Annotated in this window: 20 protein-coding genes; 9 read left to right on the top strand and 11 right to left on the bottom strand. The window is 73.5% G+C overall.

All coding sequences use genetic code 11. The features are described from left to right. Positions 1-4 precede the first annotated feature (4 nt). Positions 5-934 carry a hypothetical protein gene (locus ACZ5D2_RS34785; protein ID WP_468935027.1) on the bottom strand — a complete coding sequence of 310 codons (930 nt, stop codon included), beginning with the start codon at positions 932-934 and terminating at the stop codon, positions 5-7. A gap of 216 nt (positions 935-1,150) precedes the next feature. Between ACZ5D2_RS34785 and thpR the strand changes: the two genes are divergently transcribed. Next, positions 1,151-1,771, top strand: coding sequence for an RNA 2',3'-cyclic phosphodiesterase (gene thpR, locus ACZ5D2_RS34780; protein ID WP_371680571.1), 621 nt, complete (start codon positions 1,151-1,153; stop codon positions 1,769-1,771). A 45-nt stretch (positions 1,772-1,816) separates the two neighbouring features. Here the strand turns inward: thpR and ACZ5D2_RS34775 are convergent, their stop codons facing one another. Both ACZ5D2_RS34775 and ACZ5D2_RS34770 read right to left on the bottom strand, forming a co-directional pair. Further along, positions 1,817-2,914 (bottom strand): hypothetical protein, encoded by a 1,098-nt coding sequence (locus tag ACZ5D2_RS34775; RefSeq protein WP_371680570.1) that lies wholly within the window; start codon positions 2,912-2,914, stop codon positions 1,817-1,819. A gap of 115 nt (positions 2,915-3,029) precedes the next feature. Further along, complete coding sequence (locus ACZ5D2_RS34770) at positions 3,030-4,205, bottom strand: hypothetical protein (RefSeq protein ID WP_371680569.1); 1,176 nt, start codon at positions 4,203-4,205, stop codon at positions 3,030-3,032. A 289-nt stretch (positions 4,206-4,494) separates the two neighbouring features. On the opposite strand from ACZ5D2_RS34770, the gene ACZ5D2_RS34765 reads away from it, so the two are divergent. After that, positions 4,495-5,433 carry a D-alanyl-D-alanine carboxypeptidase family protein gene (locus tag ACZ5D2_RS34765; RefSeq protein WP_468935022.1) on the top strand — a complete coding sequence of 313 codons (939 nt, stop codon included), beginning with the start codon at positions 4,495-4,497 and terminating at the stop codon, positions 5,431-5,433. Between the two features lie 100 nt (positions 5,434-5,533). Here the strand turns inward: ACZ5D2_RS34765 and ACZ5D2_RS34760 are convergent, their stop codons facing one another. Further along, on the bottom strand, positions 5,534-5,902 hold the full coding sequence (locus ACZ5D2_RS34760) for a hypothetical protein (RefSeq protein WP_371680567.1): 369 nt from the start codon (positions 5,900-5,902) through the stop codon (positions 5,534-5,536). Between the two features lie 219 nt (positions 5,903-6,121). On the opposite strand from ACZ5D2_RS34760, the gene ACZ5D2_RS34755 reads away from it, so the two are divergent. After that, entirely contained in the window at positions 6,122-7,306 is a 1,185-nt protein-coding gene (locus tag ACZ5D2_RS34755) for a copper resistance D family protein (protein ID WP_371680566.1), read from the top strand. Between the two features lie 69 nt (positions 7,307-7,375). Here the strand turns inward: ACZ5D2_RS34755 and ACZ5D2_RS34750 are convergent, their stop codons facing one another. Together ACZ5D2_RS34750 and ACZ5D2_RS34745 are read right to left on the bottom strand one after the other, a co-directional pair. Next, positions 7,376-7,903 (bottom strand): hypothetical protein, encoded by a 528-nt coding sequence (locus ACZ5D2_RS34750; protein ID WP_371680565.1) that lies wholly within the window; start codon positions 7,901-7,903, stop codon positions 7,376-7,378. A 279-nt stretch (positions 7,904-8,182) separates the two neighbouring features. Further along, positions 8,183-9,292 (bottom strand): M20 family metallopeptidase, encoded by a 1,110-nt coding sequence (locus ACZ5D2_RS34745; RefSeq protein WP_468935018.1) that lies wholly within the window; start codon positions 9,290-9,292, stop codon positions 8,183-8,185. Positions 9,293-9,475: 183 nt separating this feature from the next. On the opposite strand from ACZ5D2_RS34745, the gene ACZ5D2_RS34740 reads away from it, so the two are divergent. Further along, on the top strand, positions 9,476-11,377 hold the full coding sequence (locus ACZ5D2_RS34740) for a serine/threonine-protein kinase (protein ID WP_468935016.1): 1,902 nt from the start codon (positions 9,476-9,478) through the stop codon (positions 11,375-11,377). A gap of 329 nt (positions 11,378-11,706) precedes the next feature. Here ACZ5D2_RS34740 and ACZ5D2_RS34735 read toward each other — a convergent pair whose 3' ends face one another. From ACZ5D2_RS34735 to ACZ5D2_RS34720, 4 genes are read right to left on the bottom strand one after another with little or no spacing between them, the layout of a single operon-like run. Continuing rightward, the gene (locus ACZ5D2_RS34735) at positions 11,707-13,278 is read right to left on the bottom strand and encodes an amidase (RefSeq protein ID WP_371680562.1); all 1,572 of its coding nucleotides are present in this window, start codon (positions 13,276-13,278) and stop codon (positions 11,707-11,709) included. Next, positions 13,275-14,492 carry an MAB_1171c family putative transporter gene (locus ACZ5D2_RS34730; protein WP_468935012.1) on the bottom strand — a complete coding sequence of 406 codons (1,218 nt, stop codon included), beginning with the start codon at positions 14,490-14,492 and terminating at the stop codon, positions 13,275-13,277. Before ACZ5D2_RS34730 ends, ACZ5D2_RS34735 begins: the two co-directional genes overlap by 4 nt. A 14-nt stretch (positions 14,493-14,506) precedes the next feature. Continuing rightward, positions 14,507-15,055 carry a hypothetical protein gene (locus ACZ5D2_RS34725; protein ID WP_371680560.1) on the bottom strand — a complete coding sequence of 183 codons (549 nt, stop codon included), beginning with the start codon at positions 15,053-15,055 and terminating at the stop codon, positions 14,507-14,509. Between the two features lie 36 nt (positions 15,056-15,091). Continuing rightward, entirely contained in the window at positions 15,092-15,580 is a 489-nt protein-coding gene (locus tag ACZ5D2_RS34720) for a hypothetical protein (protein ID WP_371680559.1), read from the bottom strand. Between the two features lie 141 nt (positions 15,581-15,721). On the opposite strand from ACZ5D2_RS34720, the gene melC1 reads away from it, so the two are divergent. The 3 genes from melC1 (at position 15,722) to ACZ5D2_RS34705 (ending at position 18,105) form a co-directional block, all read left to right on the top strand. Further along, the gene (melC1, locus tag ACZ5D2_RS34715; RefSeq protein WP_371680558.1) at positions 15,722-16,141 is read left to right on the top strand and encodes an apotyrosinase chaperone MelC1; all 420 of its coding nucleotides are present in this window, start codon (positions 15,722-15,724) and stop codon (positions 16,139-16,141) included. Next, entirely contained in the window at positions 16,138-16,965 is an 828-nt protein-coding gene (gene melC2 / locus ACZ5D2_RS34710) for a tyrosinase MelC2 (protein WP_371680557.1), read from the top strand. The genes melC1 and melC2 overlap by 4 nt, the downstream gene beginning before the upstream one ends. 132 nt (positions 16,966-17,097) lie before the next feature. Then, positions 17,098-18,105 (top strand): alpha/beta hydrolase, encoded by a 1,008-nt coding sequence (locus tag ACZ5D2_RS34705; RefSeq protein WP_371680556.1) that lies wholly within the window; start codon positions 17,098-17,100, stop codon positions 18,103-18,105. Positions 18,106-18,118: 13 nt separating this feature from the next. On the opposite strand, the gene ACZ5D2_RS34700 is transcribed toward ACZ5D2_RS34705, so the two are convergent. Next, the gene (locus tag ACZ5D2_RS34700) at positions 18,119-18,748 is read right to left on the bottom strand and encodes a VanZ family protein (RefSeq protein ID WP_371680554.1); all 630 of its coding nucleotides are present in this window, start codon (positions 18,746-18,748) and stop codon (positions 18,119-18,121) included. A 371-nt stretch (positions 18,749-19,119) separates the two neighbouring features. Between ACZ5D2_RS34700 and ACZ5D2_RS34695 the strand changes: the two genes are divergently transcribed. Beyond that, complete coding sequence (locus tag ACZ5D2_RS34695) at positions 19,120-19,314, top strand: thiopeptide-type bacteriocin (protein ID WP_280916048.1); 195 nt, start codon at positions 19,120-19,122, stop codon at positions 19,312-19,314. Positions 19,315-19,420: 106 nt separating this feature from the next. Further along, positions 19,421-20,827, top strand: a complete 1,407-nt coding sequence (locus tag ACZ5D2_RS34690) for a lantibiotic dehydratase (protein WP_468935004.1) — start codon at positions 19,421-19,423, stop codon at positions 20,825-20,827. Positions 20,828-20,829: the final 2 nt, after the last annotated feature.

Here is a 20,829-nt window from a genome sequence, read left to right as displayed (position 1 = left end):
CGGGTCACACGTCGCGCAGGAAGGTGGAGAGCGGGACGGCCGTGGTGTCCGGTGAGGGGCGCGAGAGGTGGAAGGCGGTGTGGAACCAGCCGGCGTCCTCCTTGCCGCGGGGGTCCTCGCCGAGGGCGGTCACCGCGTCGACGGCGCGCCGCTGCTCGGCGGCGCTCGTGAACCGGCGTTGCGGATAGGTGGGTTCCGCCACCTTCTCGGTGATCAGTCCGAAGGGTGCCAGCCCGTCGGCGATGGTCCGGTACGAGCCGGTGCGCAGGACGAACGCGGCGACCCACACCTCCTCCCGCACGGCGCCGAGGAGCGGCCGGAAGGTGCGGGGGGACAGGAAGCTCGCACCGCCGGTGACGGTGATCAGCCCCACCGGGCGTACGGCGGCCAGGAGACGGGCATCGGCAGGCTCCGTTTCCAGGTTCACGGCGAACCCCTCGTCCAGGAGGCCGACGGAGCACGCGTAGGCGATGGCACCGGCGGCCGGGTCGAGCCCGATCACCGGCACGGCGTCGGGGCGCCGCCGGGCGGCGTAGAAGGCCCGGTCCCGTTCGATCAGCTCCGCGGTGGTGAGCCCGGCCGCCCGCGGCGACGTGTAGTGGGCGTAGAGGTCGTCCAGGGTCAGGTCGTGGTTGAGCAGGGCCGCGTTGATCCCGTAGGAGCAGCAGATGTCCAGGACGGCGAGGGGCCCGGAGGCCGCGGCCCGTCGGCGTGCGGCCGTCAGGCGGCGGAAGACGTCCTGCGCGTGGTGCGGGGTCCGGTACCGCCAGCGGCCGAGGCCGCGGAAGAAGTCCCTCGGGTCCGGCCGGTCGTAGATCTCGTCGAACGACGTCATCGCGGGCCCGTCGTCCGGCGCCGCCGCCCGGTCCGCCTCCCGGCCTCCCCCTCCGCCGTGCCGCATGCCGTTCCCGCTGGTGTCCGCCGGCCCCGTCATCGCGCACCGTCCTCCCCCGCCGCCGTGTCGCCTCAAGCAATAGCCGTCGGGGGCCGAGGACGGAAGGGGTACCGGCGGGACCCGGCCACCGTCCCGCTCCCCCGGCGGGCCGCCCCGGCAGGTGTGGGGTCCGGGGGCCCCGGTAGGCTCCCCGCGTGGGGACGCGGGGGCACCGCGCTGCCCGGCCCCGGCCGCACCGCACGTACGGAACAGAAGATGACCGAAACGCCCGAGCACCCGACGCAGTCCCCGGCGGACGGACGGGGCCCGGCCCCGACCGTCCGCGTGTTCATCGCCCTCGCCCCGCCCGACGACGCGAAGGAAGAGCTGGAGCGGGAACTGGGTCCGGCCCACCACGCCCACCCGCGCATGAGGTGGAACCGGATCGAGGACTGGCACATCACGCTGGCGTTCCTCGGAGAGCTCCCGGTGGCGGCCGTTCCGCCGCTGCGGCCGGCGCTCGCCGCGCTGGCGGCCGCCCGACGGCCGTTGCGGCTGGCCCTGCGCGGCAGCGGGCACTTCGACGAGCGGGTGCTGTGGACCGGGATCGACGGGGAGCTCGGAGGACTGCACCGGCTCGCCACCGACGTGCGGGCCCTGGTCCGGGAGTGCGGGATCGCCTTCCAGGAACGGCCGTTGCGTCCCCACCTGACGCTCGCCCGGTCACGGCGCGGCGCGCACTCCTCCGCGGTGGAGGCCGCCGCCGGGCTGACCGGTTTCACCGGCCGCCCGTGGCCGGCCGAACGCCTGCACCTGGTCGGCAGCAACATCGGGCGCGGTCCGGGACCGATCCACTACCGGGACATCGAGTCCTGGAGCTTCGACGGGGAGGAATGAACCGGCCCGCCCGGGACCGTGCTTCCGGGCGGGCGGTGCCCGGCGTCAGCCCCGGCCGGGCGCCGGAGCGGCGTGGGCCGAGGCGATGAGGCCCTCGGCGAGGTTCTCCTTGCGCATCCGCTGGTCCACGTAGAGCAGGGACAGGACCAACTGGGGGTAGCCGAACTGGAACACCCCGCTGATCGCCACGCCGAGCAGCACGAAGAGCGCGTACACGACGATGCCGACGACCAGCGCGGTGAAGTCCGAGGCCTCGTCGCCCGCCGTCAGCATGGCCGGGAACAGCGCGAACATGCCGATCAGGGTGAACGGCAGCTGGATGATGTAGCCGACGACCGTGGCCAGGAGGTACGCGAGCAGCGAGATGCCGAACACGCGCCACCAGCCGCCGCTGACGAGGCGGGCGGAGCGGCGCAGCGCCGCGACGGGGCCGAGCCCCTCGCACACGGCCACGGCGGGCGCGAGGCTGAACCGGATCGTGAGCCAGACCGACACGGGCGTCCAGAGCAGCACGCCCAGGAACAGCAGGAACACGGCGGGCGGTGGGCCGGAGCCGTCCGCGCCCATGATGATCAGGGGGAAGGAGATCGCGTAGAGGACGATGACCGGTCCGCCCGCGATCAGCCCGATGAGCAGGACGACGCCGAGTACGGACGGCAGCCGGGACCAGCACCGCCGCCACATCGCGCGGAAGGTCGTGGGGCGGCCGAGCACCGCCTCCTGGATCAGCGCGGGACACAGGGCGGCGATCATCCCCATGCCCAGTGTCATGGTGACCAGCATGAGCACCACGGCCGGTACGAAGTACGCCAGCAGGGCCATCACGTCGGCGCCCGCGGGCCGCTCGTCCGGTCCGAGGTCGAAGACCGCGTCGAACCGGGTGCCCGCGCCGAGGACGGCGAACCCGATCGCGGCGGCCACCAGCAGGATCCCGATGCCCTGTACACCGAGGATGACCCCGGTCAGGGGCTTCCAGTAGCGGCGGAAGGCGGAGAAGCCTCCGCCGAGCAAGTCGCCCAGCCCGAGCGGCCTCAGGGGTATGACGCCCGGTTGCGGCGGAGGCGGAGGCGGCGTCCAGCCGCCTCCCCACTGCGGCGCGGGCTGTCCCGGGTGGTGGTGTTCCCACCCCGTGTTGTGCGACATCACAGTCCCCTTCGAATGAAGGGATACGTTAACCCGCCGTTCCGTGCCGGGGCACGGCGGCCCCGGCCCGGGGGGAACCGGCGGCCCGGAGCGGCCGGTTCCCCCCGGGCCGGCGTCAGGAGCAGCCGGGTACCGTGCCGGCGCAGTTCGCCGGCGCGTTGCCGGTGATGTCGCTCTCCGTGAGGACCACCTCGGCCCCGGCCGAGTTGTGCGTGCCGCCGCCGGTGCGGGCGGCGCGGTTCTCCGAGACGTTCGTGTGGTCGAGCGTCAGGCGGGTGGACACGGAGCCCTCTTCCTGGAGGTTGCGGATGCCTCCGCCGTCCCGGCCGGCCTGGTTCCCCTCGACCTCGCTCTCCTTCAGCATCGCGGCGCCTTCGTTGCCGAGGGCGCCGCCGTCCCTGCCCGCCTTGTTGTCCACGAAGGCCGTCCCGTGGACTTCCAGCGTCGCGATCCCGCCGTTGTCCACGGCTCCGCCGTCGAGGCCCGCACGGTTCTCCAGGAACCTGCTGTCCTCGATCCGGGCGGAGCCCAGGTTGCCGATGGCTCCGCCGGCGTCGCGGGCCTCGTTCTGCTTGAAGTGACTGGACTCGACGATCAGCGTGCCCCGGTTCCGCACGCCGCCGCCGTCCCCGTCCGCCGTGTTGCCCGCGACGATGCTCTTCCTGAGCGTGAGCAGGCCGGTCCCGCCGTTGTCGACGCCGCCGCCGTGGCCGGATCCGGACGATGCGGAAGTGGCGGTGGAGGTGGCCACGTTGGTGAGCACCTCGCTGTGGACGAGCGTCACCTCGCCGCCCTCGTTGGAGATGCCCCCGCCGTCCCCGCCGGCCCGGTTGCCGACGACCTTGCTGTTCTCCACCCACAGCGTTCCCTCGTTGGCGATGCCGCCGCCGTCGCCGTCGGTGTGGCCGCCGGTCACGGTGACGCCCTTCAGGGTGAGCCGGCCGCGCTCGTTCACCGCGAGGATCCGGAAGCGGGGCACTCCCCCGCGTACGGAGCGGATCAGGGTCGTGTGCTCGCCGATGAGGGAGATCCTGCCCGTGACGGCGGGCAGGGCGGTGCCCGAGTTCCCGTAGCCGTCCTCGAAGCGGTAGGCGCAGTTCTCCGCCAGGGTGATCGTGGCGCCTTCGGGCCGGGCGTTCGCCCGGTTGACCGCGGTGACGAGTCCCGCGGAGTCACCGCATGCCACGCCGATGCTCAGCGGGGCCGGCGCCGCCGCGGCGGGGGCCGGCGCGGCGCACAGGCCGACGCCCGCCACCACGGCGGATCCGGCGAGCAGGAGTCGGTTCTTCATGTGCGGTTCCCTCATCCTCGGTTCCGGGGCCGGCTGCCGGGCAGCCACCGTCACGACGCACCAGAGGTACCGGTCGAGCGCGGGGGCCCCCGGCACCCCGGTCCGGACATCCCGAAAGTTCATGCGGACAGCGGTCGCCCTTTCGGCGAACGGAGCTCCGCGGGGGCCCGATCCGGATCCGCCGGTGCAGCGGTATGCCCAAGACCGTGCCCGACTGCGTACCCTCCCGGTGGGCGCGGGCGCAGCGGCGCTCCGCCCCTCCCTCTCTTCTCCCACCACGGGGGCCGACTTGATCACACATCTGCTCCGCCGCGCACGCGGGGCACTCGCCGTCACCATCGCCGCCGGAGCCCTGCTCACGGTGTCCGTGCCGGCCCACGCCGCAGCCGCGCCGCCCCTCACCGCCGCCGGCGCCTTCCTCCTCGACGCGTCCACCGGGGCCACGCTCACCTCCAAGGCCCCCGACACCAGGCGCCAGATGGCAAGCACCACGAAGATCATGACGGCGGCGGTGGTGACCACCCTGCCCGGCCTGAACCTCGACCGGAGGGTCACCGTCAAGCAGGAGTACCTCGATTACGTCTACCGGGAAGGGGCGAGTTCGGCCCAGCTCAAGGCGGGCGCCACCCCGACGGTCCGTCAGCTGCTGTACGCCATGATGCTGCCCTCGGGCTGCGACGCGGCGTACGCGCTCGCGGACACGTTCGGCTCGGGCTCCACCATCGCCGCCCGCAAGGCGGACTTCATCGCGAAGATGAACGCCAAGGCGAAGGCACTGGGCATGACCAACACCCTCTACGACACCTTCGACGGCATCTCACCGACCGGGAACAACCGCACCACCCCGCGCGACCTCGCCAGGCTCACCCGGTACGCGATGACCAACACCCTGTTCCAGAGCCTGGTGAAGACCACGTCGTACAGCAGCGGCGGCACCTCCGCCCTCGGCACCTGGAGCAACACCAACCTCCTGGTGCAACCGCGCCCCACCGGATACGGCTACCCGGGCGCGATCGGCGTCAAGACCGGCACCGGCACGGCGGCGGGCAAGTGCCTCGTCTTCGCGGTGAACCGCAACGGCAAGACGATCATCGGCGTCCTGCTGAACGACGAGGAACGCTACGCCGACTCCATGGCCCTGTCCGACTGGGCCCTCGGCGCGGCCGCCGGTTCCAAGGCCGCGCTCCAGCGCAGCAGCGCGGATCCGGTCCCGGACGTCCGCGACTGACCGGGACGGCGCGCAGCGGACGCCGCTCCGCGCCCGCCCCACGCATCGGCGCCCGCCCCCTCCGTCACCGGAGGGGGCGGGCGCCGGCGCGTCGACGGGGTCAGGAGACGCGCTTCAACGTCCACGCGTTGTTGTTGAAGCCGCCGTTCGCGGCGTAGACGCAGCTGCCGCTGTAGTACGAGCCGGTCTGGATCCAGCCGACGGGCTGGTAGGTGGAGGCGCAGGCCTGGACCACCGTGCCGACGGGGAGGCCGGTCAGCTGCTTGATCTGCTTGATGTTCGGGTTGAAGCTCTGCGTGCCGCAGCTCGCGCTGTACCCCCAGCTCACGTCGACGTAGCCGGTGGGCGTGACCACGCTCGCGCAGGAGGTCGTGACGTCCCCGGGGGCCGCCTGGGCGGGGGCCGCGGTCAGGGCGAACATCGCTGCGGCGCCGGCCAGGGCCATGCCGGTGGTGCGGAGGCGGGTCATGGGTGGTGACTCCTTCGGGTGATGGACGGCCGGTCGGGCCAGGAGCAATTAGTACGGCCCGAACATCCGTTCCCGATAGCAGGTTTCCGGCCCAAACCACACCACACCGATCCGGCCGCGGAGCAAACCGCCGGCCCCGCACAACTGCGGATGATTCATCAGATAACGGCTTGAACCCATCTGCCGGAAACCGTTGGAAGTTAGGTTAGCCTGCCCTTTATGAATCTCATACACCTGGCTGCCTCGACCGGCTACACCACACCTCCCCTGTGGCGCGTCCTCACCAAGAGCGGCTACTTCGCCGGCCTCTGCGCAACCATCGGCGCGACGGTGACGTACGCCGCGTCGGTGCGCCCCGCCCTGAAGGGGGCCGACGTCCCGCACGAGGACGCCGAGGTGACCAGACACAGAACCGCCGGCTACCTGGCCTGGGCCGGAGTCGTCCTGCTCGTCGCGGGCTACTTCCAGCTCGCGGGCCGGGTGGCCCGCTCCGGCAAGGGCATGCCGTTCGGTGACGCCCTCGCTCCGGGCAGGATCGCGGACTTCCTCACGGCGCCCGCCGGGAAGGGGGCGTGGATCGCCCAGGGCACGCTCTACCTCGTCCAGAACGTCGTGCTGGTCCTCGCCGCGGCCGTCCTGATCGCCCTGTTCCTCCCCAAGGCACGCCGGCACACGGACGCCCTGGTCCTCACCGCGCTGCCCCTGACGCTCGCGATCACCCTCGTCGCGGCGGTCCCGGCCACCAAGCCGAAGGACGCGGACAAGGTCCTGGACCTCGTCTTCGGCCAGGCCCACATCATCAGCGGCGTGGTGTGGATCGGCGGCCTCGCGCTCCTCGCGGCGCTCTCCGCCTCCCGCGGCCGGCTGGGCGAGAACGCCGGCGCGCTCTGGGCCGACATCTGGCGGCGCTTCTCCCTCGTCGCCCTGATCTGCGTCGGCGCGGTGTTCACCTCCGGCCTGTGGATGAGCTGGAAGCACGTCGGGGCCGTCAGCCAGCTGTGGACGACGACCTACGGGCTCTTCCTCCTCGTCAAGATCCTCCTGGTCCTCGGCATGGTCACGGCCGGCGGCGTCAACCAGTTCTGGCTCATGCCCCGCATCGTCAAGGCCCGCCGCGACGACGACCGGACCTCGCTCACGCACCTGACGCTGCGGCACTTCCCGAAGGTGATCTGGGGCGAGGTCGCCCTGGGGATCGCCGTCCTCGCCGTCGTCCCCTTCCTCGGCGGCTCGGCCCGCAACGAGGCGGGCAGCGAGGCCGCCGTGTCGAGCGGCGGCGTCTTCGCCCTGGGCGCCGTCCTCGTGCTCACCCTCGTGGCCTCGCTCTACATGACGGTCCGGACCTCGGACGCCCTCGCCCGCCGCACGGCCGCGCCCACGGCGACGCCCACGCCCACGGGCTGACGCCGACGGGCCCACGCCGCGGCGCCGAAGCCGCCGCCCGCTGTCCCTCCGCCGCGCGAGCGGCCCGCGTCAGCGCGCGCGGCGGGGGCCGCCGCGCTGGGGGCGGCGGCGCGGGACGGCCTCCGGGGCCGCCTCCGGCGAGGAGAACCCGCCGGCCACGGCCACGCGCGCCGGGGCGGATTCGGCCGAGGGCTGCGTCCTCGGCGCGGGCGCCTGGCCCTGGGCCCGCCCGAGGACGGTGATGTGGTGGATGAGGCGTGCGCAGGCCTGGCAGATTTCGGCGAGCGTCCAGACCTGCCCCACGGCCGGGTTGTGGATGAGGACGAGCAGGGGCGATCCGGTGCAGGACGCCCGGCTGTCCTCGTGGTAGGAGCAGTCGGCCGCGCGGCAGGCACACGCGGCGTTCGGACGTACGGTGGCCAGCCGGGCGTGCGCCCTGATGTGCTCGGCGGCGAAGCGCCGCATGGCCACGGTGTCCTTGGAACGGGGCGGCATACGGCACGCCCCCGTGCTGCAGGTGACGGAGACGGTGTGGTCCGCGTGGCCGGTCAGGCGGACCGTCCAGGTCCGTCCGGCGACGCGCGATGCGGGCAACATGGTCATAGGGAAACCGTTCGTTCACGAAATGCGGTGGTGTGTGCCCTGGTCGGCGGTCTCAGGTGCGGGGCGGCGGATCCGACGCGGCGGGCTCGGCGGGCCCGGCGCGTGGGCGGCGAGCGCGTGTCGAGGTGGCTGTCGCACGTCGTGCGGGGCACGGGCCGTAGACGGCCTACTGATGTTTTCGCACGTGGGCGGTGGGCTGTCAACGGAGCTACCCCACATCGGCGCAGCGGGCGTCACCCGCCGGGCCGTGTCCGGCGCCCGGAGGTGGCGCGCTCACGCCTCCCGGGAGGCGCGGATCGCCTCGACCAGCCCCGTGACGAGGTGGGCGCGCGGCACCATGGCGTCGACCACCAGGTATTCGTGATCGGCGTGGGCGCCGCCGCCGACCGCCCCCAGCCCGTCGAGGGTGGGTACGCCCAGTGCCGCCGTGAAGTTGCCGTCGCTGCCGCCGCCGACGGCCTTGCCCTCGATGCCCGGCTGGAGGCGCCGGGCCACCTCGAAGAGTTCCGCCGAGGCCGATTCCGGCATCGGGGGCCGGCCCACGGCGCCCCGGACCGAGATCCGCGCCTCGTCCAGGTGCGGGACCAGTGCGGCGAACGCCGACTCGATCCGCTCCTTCTCCGCGTCCGACTCGACCCGTACGTCGACGATCACGGTCGCCTCCGCCGGAACCACGTTGTCCAGGGTCCCGGCCGATGCCACGGTCGGCGTCACGGTCGTCCCGGCCTCCGGCCGGTTCAGCGCGGCGATGTCCAGTACCTGGTGGGCCGCCTCGACCAGCGCGTTCACCCCGGCCGCGGGCTCCAGCCCGGCGTGCGAGGCCCGGCCGGTGATGGACACCTGGAAGGTGCCGCACCCCTTGCGGCCGGTCTTGAGTCCCCCGCCGTCGGCCGCGCCCTCGAACACCAGCACCGCACCGCAGGCGCGGGCCCGCTCCTCGATCAGCGCGCGGGAGGATCCGGAACCGACCTCTTCGTCGGCGGTCACCAGGATCTCCACGCCCGACAGGTCGTCCAGCGCGGCCAGTCCGTGCACGGCCTGCACCAGTCCGCCGAGCATGTCGAAGACGCCGGGTCCCGTCGCGCGCCCGTCCGCCACGCGGAACGGCCGCCGCTCCAGCGTGCCCAGCGGGAACACCGTGTCGTGGTGGCCGAGGATCAGCACCCGGGGAACGCCTCCGCCGGACCAGTGCACGTGCGGCCCGGCCTCGCTCTCCACCAGGACGGCCCGCCCGCCCAGGCGGCCCTCGATGACCTCCGCCACCGTCTTGGCCGACGCGCCCAGGGCGTCGAGATCACGCGACGGTGACTCGACCTCGACCAGCGTCCGCAAGTCGTCGAGCATCGAGTCGACCCGCACGTCGACGCTCTTGTGCATCCTCATGCCCCAAGGATACGTGGCGCGCCCCGGCCGCGCGGACCTGGCCCCGGCGGGTGTCGCGGCGCCGGCGGCCCCGTGCCGCGCGTACCCGCGGGCCCTCGCAAGTGCGCTCCCCCACACCCTCGTTGGTCCTTCCGGGGCATCGGGTAGCTTTCTGGCAACTGATTCCGATGCTACGGGGCTGACGTGTTGGAGCTGAGGGGGAGCGGGGCCGAGCCGCTGGAGGCGGAGGACCCGCGTCGGATCGGCGCGATCGCGCTGGCGGGCCGGCTCGGGGCCGGCGGGATGGGGCGGGTGTACCTCGGGGTCCACGAGGGCCGGTACGTCGCCGTCAAACAACTGCTGGCCTCCGTGGTCGGGGAGGACGCGGACTTCCTGCGCCGTTTCGGGCACGAACTCGACAACCTGGCCCGGCTGCCCGCCGGTGCCACCGCGCCGCTGCTCGCGAGCGACCGCGAAGCACGGCCGCCGTGGTTCGCGACCTCGTACGTGCCCGGCCTCACCCTGCGGGAGGCCGTCGAACTGAACGGGGGCCCGCTGCCCGCGACGGCCCTGTGGGCGCTGCTGCGGGAGGCGGCGGCGGGCCTGGCGGCCGTGCACGCGCTGGACATGGTGCACCGGGACGTGAAGCCGTCGAACGTCATGCTGACCCTCGACGGGCTGACCCTCATCGACTTCGGCGTGGCCCGGGCGGCCGAGCAGAGCCAGCTGACCAGGACCGGCATGGTCGTGGGCACACCCGCCTACATGGCGCCCGAGCAGGCGTCGGGCAAGCGGGCGGTGAGCGGCGCCACCGACGTGTTCGCCCTCGGTTCCGTCCTCGCCTACGCGGCCTCCGGGCGGCCGCCGTTCGGTGAGGAGTCGGGGCACGGTGTGCTGTACCGCATCGTGCACGAGGAACCCGGCCTGGAGCCGTTGCGGGAGGTGGATCCGGACCTCGCCGAGCTGGTCGCCTCCTGCCTCGACAAGGATCCCGAGAGCCGGCCCACGGCCGCCGAACTCCTCGAACGCGCCTCGCGGCACGCGCCGGGCGACGGACCTCCGTGGCCGGGAACGATCGCCGAGCGGCTGGCCGAGCGGTCCGCCTTCGCGGCCCGGGTACAGGAACTCGACGTACCGACGCTGCCGCTGTCCGGCGAAGCGTCCGGGCCGGAGCCGGAGGTGAGGACGGAGCCGGAGAAGGCGCCCGGCGCGGAGGCCGCCCCGGAGGTCACCCCGGGGGCCGGTTCGCGGCCGGAACGTCCCGGTCGGCGCCGCCGTACCCGTGTGTTCCTCGCCGTCCTGCCCGTCGTGGTGGTCGCGGGCGGGACGACCCTGGCGATCCAGCACCTTCCGTACACCGCCTCACCGCGGGCCGGGGCGGAGCGCACTGCGCTCCCCTCCCTGTCGGCCCCGGCGGGCGCGGCACCGTCGGCGTCGGGATCCGGTCCGTCGGGCGCGGCGTCGCCCGGGCCCTCCGCGCCCTCGGGATCCCCCGGAGCATCGCCCGGCCCGGACGGCGGGGCGGGCGCGTCACCTCCCGGTACGGGCGCTCCTGCGGCCGCGGCCGGGGGCGGCGCGGGGACCGGCACCGGGGCCGGGGCCGGGGCCGGGGGCAACGCCGGTGGCCAGGACGGATCGGGGGGTTCCGGGAACGGCGGGAACGCGGGCGGGAGCGGCACGTCGCGTCCTCCCGCCGGTGGCGCCTCGACGGCACCCGAGGTCCCGCCGGCACCGCCTGCGGCCCCGTCCGGTACGGGCCGCTACCGCAACGGCAACGACGGCACCTGCGTCACCCAGGTCTTCGGCGCCTCAAGCGCCGGGGACTGCGCCGACGCGACGGCCCGCTGGACGGTTCGCGGCAGGGGCGACGGCAGCTTCAAGCTGGCCAACCAGCAGACCGGGCAGTGCCTGTACTCCAACGGTCTCAACCAGGCCGTCTTCGTCGGCGACTGTGCCCAGGACGTCGGGCGCGTGTGGCGGTCGGGGGCGGACGGCAGCCTGCGGTCGGACCTCGGCGGCGGCTGCCTCGACCTGGGCATGACCAGCGGTCTGGTGACCTCCACCTGCGCCGGACACGCCTCGCAGCGCTGGACGAAACAGTCCTGACGGGGCGTGGCCCGGCCCGGCCCACGGCAGTCGGCGCGGCCGAGGGCACGGTCGGCGGCGCGGTCCTCGGCACTGTCGTCGGCGCGGTTCCTGGAACCGACGCGGGGGACCGCCTCCCGGCATCGGGACGCGGGGTACTAGGATGATGATCGCAGGGCCCGGATACCGCATCCCCCGTCGGTATCCGGGCCCTTCATGTCTTGGCGGGGCCGTCGGCCCGGCGGAAGGCAGTACGGAGGGGCCCCGGGAGAACCCGGGGCCCCTCCGTCATGCGGGCTCGTCCCGCCCCACCCCCGTGGGGGCAGAACGAGCCCGGTCTCGGGGCCCGCTCAGCCGGTGAAGGCGGGCGGACGCACGGGATCGGGGAGCCGGCGTGCCAACTCCCCGGCGAGGGCGACGACCGTGCGGTCGGCCAGGTAGGGGCCGATGATCTGCACGGCGAGCGGCAGCCCTTCGGCGGTCCGGCCCGCGGGCATGACCAGGGCCGGGAGCGAGACGTGGCCGGCCAGGTTCAGCCAGGCCGTCTGGTCGAAGTACGGGCGCTTCACGCCGTCGACGGTGATGTACCGGCCCGGGACGGGCGTGTCCGTCTGGTCGTCGACGGCGGCCGTCGGCGCGGCCGGGGTGATCAGGACGTCGTGGGTGGCGAAGTAGTCGGTCCAGCGGCCGCGCAGTTCCTCGCGTTCCTCGTTCGCGCGCAGCCAGTCCCGGTGCCGCATGGTCCGCGAGTGCAGGAAGAGCCCTCGGGGGTCGTCGGCGGGGATCTTGTCGGCGGCCGCGACGTCCTCGTCGAATCCGGCGTCGGGGGCGGTGGCGCTCGCCGTGGCGTACATGAGGCGCTGGAACAGCCGGTCGCTGCCGGCGAGGTCCACCGGCCGGGCGGTGTCGTCGACGGTGGCCCCGGCGGACCGCAGGAGTGCGGCGACCCGTTCCAGGAGCTTCCGGGTGTCCGCGTCGACGTGGCAGTACGGATCGTCCTGCCACAGGCCGACGCGGTACTCCGCGAGACGGCTCCGGCGCGGCGCCGGGAGGTCGATCCGCCAGGCCGCGGCGTCGGCCGGGGAGGGGGCGGCGAGGACGTCGAGGAGGAGGTCCAGGTCCTCGGCGTCGCGCGCGATCGGCCCGAGGGTGAGCATGTCGGAGCTGGTGAGCCAGCCGGGCGGGCGCGGGATGTGCCCGCGGGTGGGAACGATCCCGCCGCTGGGCCGCAGCGCGTACACGCCGCAGTAGGCGGCCGGGAGGCGGAGCGAGCCCGCGAGGTCGGAGCCGACTTCGAGGCTGGTCAGGCCCGCGGCGACGGCGGCGGCCGGCCCGCCGGAGGACCCGCCGGCGGTCTTCGTGCCGTCGTGGGGGTTGCGGGTCCTGCCGAAGAGGGGGTTGGAGGTCTGCAGGTCCTGGCACATCGCGGGGACGTTCGTCTTGCCGACGATGACGGCGCCGGCGGCGCGCAGGCGCGCCACGGTGTCGGCGTCGCGGCCGGGGACGTGGTCGGAGAGGTCCGGGGAGCCGCAGGTGGTGCGGAGCCCCTTGGTCTCCAGGGCGTCCTTGAGGGTGATGGGCAGGCCGTGGAGGGCGCCGAGCGGTTCGCCGGTCGCGGCGAGGTGGCGGTCGGCCGCGTCGGCCGCCGCGCGTGCTCCGTCGGCGTCGAGGGTGACGACGGCGCCCAGGCCGGGGTTGGTCCGCTCGATGTGCGCCAGGGTCTGCTCCAGCAGGGCCCGGCTGGTGACGGTGCGCCGGCGCAGCGCGCCGAGCTGTTCGTGGGCGGGCGCGAGGTGCAGGTCCGCGCGCGGGGGGCGGGCGGCGCCGCCGGCGCGGTTGCGCGCGGCCGCGGGTGTGGCGGCCATGGCCGCCGCCGCGGCGACGGCCGTGCAGGCGACGATCAGGGTGCGGCGGAGGATCACGAGCGGGCTCCTGAGGTGATGCCGCGGGAGGCGTCGCGGCGCTCGGGCGTGGGCGGGGTGAAGTAGGAGGCGACGCGCTGGAGGTGGAGCAGTTCGTCCTCGGTGGTGGCGAGGGGCAGTGCGGCGTCGGCGAACTCGGCGGGTGTGGCGACGGGGTCGTCGGCCCCGTGACGGACGAGGGCGGCGTGGATCTGGTCGGCGGTGACGGCAGCGACGAGTTCGGCGCCGGTGAGGCCTTCGGCGCGGCGGCGGTCCTCGGCGTGTTCCCGGGCCGTCGGGTCGAGGTAGCGGCGCATCAGTTTCTGGCCCTGGCGGATCTCGACGCGGCGGCGCAGCAGGGGGAAGTGGGCGCTGCGGCCCCGCAGGACGTCCTGGCGCTGGCGGGCGGGGCGGCGCAGGGTGATGCCGGGGTCGGCCCGGTCGAGGGCGGTCCAGAGGGGGGCCAGGCGTCGGTAGCGCAGGTGTGCGGTGCTCCAGCCGACGGCGCTGGTGGTGCGCCGGGCGACGGTGGGGATGAGGTAGCCGATCTGGGTGAGGGTGGCTCCGATGTCCCCGCAGGCCCAGGCGAATCCGTTGAGCCCGTCGACGCTGAATCCGGTGTAGACCCCGACGACGGCGGCGATGCGGATGCCGCTGTAGCCGAGGGTGATGGCCGCGCCGACGGCGACGAGGCGCAGGCTGAAGGCGATGGAGCGGTCGGTGGCGGTGCGGGCGTACTTCCAGCAGGAACGCGCCAGGTAGATCTCGGCGGCGCTGTACATGCCGAAGTAGAGGAGGACGTACGCCTGGAAGACCGGGTCGTGGGCGTAGTAGAGGGAGAAGTCGGTGGGCCGGGTGGTGGCCGGGGTGAGCAGGGCGAACAGCACGGCCATGGCGGCGATGACGGCCCCTGCGGCGAGGAGCAGGTGGCGGCTGCGGCGGCGGGCCGCGTCGAGCGGCTTGGACCAGTGGGCCAGGACGGTGGCCTGGAGCGCGAGGACGAGCATGACGAAGCCCTGGGCGATCGGCACGACGATGTTGGGGACGCCGAGGAGGCCGTCGATCCGCACCCAGACGGGGGTGAGGGAGACGGCGTAGCTGAGCGCGGAGAAGCCGTAGGTGAAGGCCAGGGCGACGAGCGCGGGATCGCGGCGGCTCCCCCGCAGATCGCGGAAGAGGATCAGGAAGCCCGTACCGGCGATGGCCAGGCACAGGGGGTGAAGTACGTCTTTCACGGGTCCCTATTCGGTCAGCGCAGCAGCGTGCGGGCTATGGGGTCGGCTTCCGGGGTGTCCGCGGCGCGTACGGGGGTGGCGATGCGCTCCTGGAGGAGGGAGCCGAGCAGTTCGGCTTCGAACTCCTGCGGCTCGTTGTAGCGGGTCCGGCCGAGGACGAGTTGGACGGTGGCGGGGTCGATGTCGGTGATGAGTCCGCCGAGGTTGCCCGCGGCGAGGGGGGTGTCCCCGCGGTGGCGTCCCAGCATGTGGCCGAACTCGTGGCCGACGATGATCTCGGCGTGGGCGCGGCTGATGGCCGTGTCGTAGAAGACGTAGTCCGTGTCGCCGGTGGCGAGCCACAGGCCGCAGGGGGCGGAGGCGTCGAGCGAGTCGGGGTCGGCCGGGTCCGAGGCGAACGGCATGAGCTTGATCGAGCGGTCGAAGCGTTCCTCCATGAACGGGACGAGGTCCAGGACGCTGTCGACCGCGGGAAGACCGAGACCGTCCACGAACGCGCGGTTGCGGCGCTCGACCTCGTCGGCCTCGCGGTCGGCGGTGCGCTTACGACGCCTGGGCCACATGGGGCTTCCCCTTCCCGTACGGGCGGCGGACGCTGGTCACGACAGGTCCCTTTCGGGATCGGCGGGCAGACCTTCCTCTTTCCGTACGGCTTCGAGGGCCGCCAGCACCTTGCGCTGGCCGGCGGCGGAGACGCCCATGGCGCGCAGGGCGATCTGCTCGACCCCGTTCTCCTTCAGTCTGCGCAGGATCTCGAACTGGGTGGTGATCCTGCGGGTGACCTCGTCCTCGACGAAGTAGGAGGCCTCGACGCCGAAGAACCGGGCGAGCAGGGGAACCATGGTGATGGTGGGGGTCCGCTTGCCCGCGCGCAGGTAGCTGATGTGGGAGCGGGTGTAACTGTCCTCGCCGTAGGACGAGATGGTGCGGGCCACGTGGGCGTTGGTGTACTCCTCCGCTCCCGGTGGGCGGACCCGGTCGAAGAGGAAGTTGAGGCGGTCGCTGAAGGGGGCCCCGGGGCCCGGAACCGGTACCCGGCCCGATCGTGTCGCGTCCGGTCCCTCGGGACTGACGTCTGAGTCCGCCACTGCGTACCGCTCCCTTTCATCAGGCGTAACTATAGTTGACGCCCGTTGCGCGTAACTATAGTTGACGATCCGGGGGCCGGGTCTACGCAGGGGCGCCGCTCAACCGCGCACGGGCTTCTGATACTTCTACAAGCCATGGACATGATCACTCGAAGACAAGCCTTCGGCATCGCCGTCGGCGCGGCCGCCGCCGTGGGGCTGACGGCCTGCGACAAGGGGGGCTCCGGCTCCGCCGCGGCGAGCGCCTCCCCGAACGCCAAGGCCTCCGGCTCGGCGCTCTCCATACCCACCGGCGGCATCGACGAGGTCTACGAGGGCCGCCGCATCCAGATCACCCTCGACCCGGGCGCCCACCACGACGGCCAGCACATGCCGGGACTGCCGACCATCAAGATCGACGGCAAAGAGCTGCACCTCATGCGCAACGCCGACAACAGCTGGGTCACCGTGGTCAACCACTACGAGACCTTCGCCGATCCCGTCTCGGCCGCCAAGGCCGCCGTACGCGACCTCCAGGGCGCGAACCTGATCCCCTTCACCCCGAAGGGAGAGGCCCTGTGACCGTCCGCAAGAGCCAGTCGAAGCTGACCGCCGAGGAGAAGCGCGCCTTCACCAACGCGCTCCTCGAACTCAAGCGCACCGGCGTCTACGACCGCTACGTGAACGCCCACAACAGCTTCCTGATGAGCGACAGCGACTTCGGCGACCGGGTCGGCCACCGCGCCCCCTCGTTCCTCCCCTGGCACCGCCGCTTCCTGCTCGACTTCGAGTCGGCCCTGCAGAAGGTGGACCCGAAGGTCTCGCTGCCGTACTGGGACTGGACCGTGGACCGCACGGCGTCCTCCTCCCTGTGGGCCGCCGACTTCCTCGGCGGCACCAACCGGGCCCGCGACGGGCAGGTGCTCGACGGACCCTTCGCGTACGCGGGGGGCAAGTGGGCCATCACGGTCGGCGTGGACGCGCGCACGTACCTGCGGCGCACCCTCGGCGCGGGCGGCGCCCAGCTGCCGACCAAGGACGAGGTCAACTCCGTGCTCGCCATGCCGACGTACGACTCGGCCCCGTGGAACAGCACCTCGGGCGGGTTCCGCAACCACCTGGAGGGCTGGCGCGGCCCCGGTCTGCACAACAAGGTGCACGTGTGGGTGGGCGGGCACATGGCCAGCGCGGCGTCGCCCAACGACCCGGTGTTCTGGATGCACCACGCCTTCATCGACATGCTGTGGTCGGAGTGGCAGCGCCGGAACCCCAAGTCCGCGTACCTGCCCGCCGCACCCACGGCGAACGTGGTGGACTTCCACGGCAAGCTGCGGCCGTGGAACGACGTGACGCCGGCGGACCTGATGGACCACCGCAAGTTCTACACCTTCGACACCGAGCGGTAGTGCGCGGCGGGGCGCCGGCGTGGTGTTGATCACGCCGCGCCCCGCGGGCCGGGGCGGAACCGCCCGGCGCGGAAATGACTCTTCCTCCCCGATTGTAGTTTTGGTGATGTTTGACGGGTTTGGAGTCATCGAGTGAAGTCCCGGTCCACATTCCTGGCGCCCGCCGCCCTCCTGGCCTCCTCCCTGCTCGTGGCGGGCTGCTCCAGCGGCCCCACGGAGGCCTCGTTCAACGGGAAGGCCCCCGCCAAGGAGTCCAAGGGCGGGCAGAGCGCGGCGCCGCAGGTGCCCTCCAACGTCCAGATGCCGACGAACGTCCGCAAGTGGAACCTCCAGCGCGAGCTGAGTGACGGCACGCAGGTGATGTGGACCACGCTCAAGGGGCCGAAGTCGGGCTTCGAGGGCCGGGTGTGGGCCTGGGTGCCGAAGCAGTACAAGGAGAAGAAGTACGAGAACAGCGCGTTCCCGGTGCTGACGGCGCTGCCGGGCGCCTCCGGCTATCCGACGAACTACTGGTTCGGGGCCGACTTCAAACTCCAGGAGCGGATCGCGCAGCAGGTCGAGGCGGGCAAGTCCCTGCCGTTCATCGTGATGATGCCGGTCCTGAACGCCAAGCTGGACCAGTACTGGGACGGCAGCGACATCCCCGGGCAGCCGAAGATGGGCACCTGGATGTCCGACGACGTACCGGACCTGGCGCGCGAGAACTTCCGCACCTACAAGGACCCCAAGGGGTGGGGCTTCTTCGGCTCCTCGGCGGGCGGTTACGTCGGCATGAAGATGGTCCTGCAGTACCCGGACCGGTTCAGCACGGCGGTCGCGGGCGGGCCCGACACCGCGCCCGATTCGCCGTTCTGGAAGGACCACGAGCCGGAGAGGCTCGCCAACGACCCCGGCCGGCTCGCGGAGCAGCTCGCCAAGAAGAGCGGCCCGAAGGTCCACATCTCCTTCCTGCTCGGCGACAAGGAGGAGGGGGCGAAGGTGAAGGCCTTCAAGGAGAAGATCGGCAAGGGCCCCGTCGAGACGGACCTGCACATCATCCCCAACGCCGGGCACGACGGCTACAAGTACGCCGACGGCCTGTTCCAGGGACCCCTGGAGTGGATCAGCAAGCGCATGATCGGGCCGGTTCCCGGCGCCTGACCCCGCTCGGCCCTCAGGGCTCGCCGTCACCCGTCGCGGACGGGGGCGGCAGCGCGGGCGCCGCGGGGCCGCGACGGGGCCGGCGCTGCCACCAGTGGTGGCGGCGCGGGTGGACCGCGCGGCTCGCGCGGCGGCCGAGGAGGAGATAACCGAGGAGCGCGCCACCGGTGTTGAGGATGACGTCGTCGACGTCGAAGGCCCGGCCCGTCACCAGCGCGCCCTGGATGAGCTCCACGAGCGTCATCACGACGGCCGTCGGGAACGCCACGCGCAGCAGACCGCGGGTCCGCGGCAGGAGGACGGGCAGGAGCACCCCGAACGGGACGCCGAGCAGGAGGTTTCCACCGAGCTGCTCGGCGGCCTCCCGGGCCGGCGCGCCGTCGAGGTAGGCCCTGATCGACGCACCCGGGCGGACGTTGCCGTGCACGAGGCCGGCCGACGCCGCGGACGGTTCGAGGGTGACGCGGGCCAGGGCGATGCCGAACAGGACGGTTCCGGCGAACGCGGCGAGCATCGCCAGGGCGCGCACGAGCGGACGGGCGGGCGGGGGCTGCGACGGCGGCGGGGCGGCGGCCTTCCGCACTCCGCGGCGCCGGGCGCGGCCCCGCCTCGCGGAGGTGGCGGTGTCCTTCGGCACGTCCACTGGTCCACTCCCTCCGGGTCGTTCCGGTTCCGGCGGGGCGGCTGCCCCGGGACCGCGCGTGTACCCCGTCGCGGAGCGTCCACGCGGTCCGCCCGCCGGGGACGGCGGGGTTCCACGGAGCCTGGGCCGGGGCGGATCGAGACCGGGTGGCCGAATATCGACGGAAGCCCGGCGGAGTCCCCCTCGACCGCCCCCGACCGGCCCGCGAATCCACCACCTTTCGGTCAACTTCCTCGACTTCACGTCCAGTTACATCGGAATGTCGAAATGCGTCCGCTGCGCCCGGATCACCCCGGGAGCTACCGTTGCGCTCGCTCGTCCGTCATATGGATCCAGCCATCACACGTAGTCCCACGACCCTGGGAGTTCTCATGGCAGATTTCGACGCGGCCACGTCCTTCGAGGCCCACGACCTGGACCTCGGCGGCATCACCGTCACCGCGATGCGCGACACCGCGGGCGTTTCGGCCCTCGCGGCGGCCTCGTCCACCTCCACCTGTGGCATTCCCACCGCCACCGCCTGTCAGTGCAGCCACCAGCAGCCCCACCTTCCCGGCGTGGTCTGAGCGTGACCCGCTGACGCCCGTCCCGGCCCCGTGCGCAGCGGCCGGGACGGGCACTGCGCCGCCGCCCCCCTCCCCGACCGGGCCGAACAGGAAGGACCGGGACGCCATGACACCCCCTTCGCCCGTCGTGCGCACCGCCCCGTACGCGCTGGTGCGCGCGACGACGCTGAGCCACCCCGCACAGTCCCCGGACGCGGCCTGCTTCCGCGAGGGACTGGAGCGGCTGACGCATCTGGCGAGGGAGTCGGCCCGCCTGCTGCCCGGACTGACCGAGGCCCTGTACGCGAGCCGCGGCGGTCACCCCGACTCCTTCCACCGGGACGTGGTCCTGCCCCTGCGCCGGGCCCTGCACAACGGGCGGGAGCCCCGGGCCGGCGTTCTGGCCGGCCTCGGCGACCTGCCCGAGCGGGTGCCGCAACTGCGGGAGTGGCTGGAGTTACGGGAGCGTCTCGCCTCGGCACGGGCCCGGCTCGCCGGATCGGCGCCCGCCGCGCTGGCGGCGGAACGCGACGCCCTCGCCGCCTGGTGCCGCGAGCCCGCCCTCGCCCTCGCGGCCTCCGCCACCGGCGCGGACCTGCTGGCCGCCGTCGAACGGGCGGGCGCCGGGGCCGGGGCCGGCGGGCGCCGCGCCCGCAAGGAGGAGCCCGGGGTCCTGCGGCACGCCGTGCGCGCCGCCACCCGGAGCAGCCCCGTGTCCTGGTTCACCGCGGTCGGCTGGGGGCCCCTCGCGGGCGGTCCCGACCCGGCGGAGCGGGCCGGCACCGACTGGGGGGACGGCGATCTGCTGGGCCCGACCGGCAACCACGTCCGCACCAGCCGGAGCCTGGTGGCGGCGCTGTGCGAGGCGCTGCTCGCCGACCCGCGCAGGCGGGGCCGGCTCCCGCACCGGATGGCGAGTGCGGCCCGTACCGCCGACGGGCGCGCCACCTTCGCCCGTACCCGGGGCCCCTCCACCGTCGGCCGCTTCCTCGTCACCGACGAGGATGAGGTGGAAGTCGTGGCGAGCGCGCCGCTGGAGCGGGTGGCCGAGCTGTGCCGGACGCCCGCCACGCCCGCGGAACTGGCGGACGCGCTGGCCGCGCCGCAGGACCGCGCGGCCGCCCTCGCGTACGTGGACCAGCTCGTGGACGCCGGTCTGCTGGTCCCGGTAGCGCCCGTCGGACCGCAGGATCCCGATCCGCTGGGCGCTCTCGCCGCCTGGCTGCGACGGGCGGGCCGCGAAGGCGGCGCGGACGACGGGAGGGCCGACGCGGCCCTGGCGGCCCGACTCGACGAAATCGCCGATGCCACACGGAAGTTCGGCGCGACGGACCCGCGCGAGCGGGCCGCGCTGCTCGCGGTCCTGCGCGAGCGGTGGGCGGTCCTGCTCGCTTCGGCGGGGCGGGCACTGCCCCCGGACAACCCCGTTCCCCCCGTGCTGACGGAGGACGTGGTGGCGGGGGGGGGGGGGGGGGGGGAAAACCCGGGTCCACCCCCAAACACCAAAAAACCCCACGGAGCCAGGGGAACCTGAGA

Source organism: Streptomyces sp. NPDC031479 (assembly GCF_055581065.1).
This window is presented reverse-complemented; position numbering and strand designations above follow the sequence as displayed.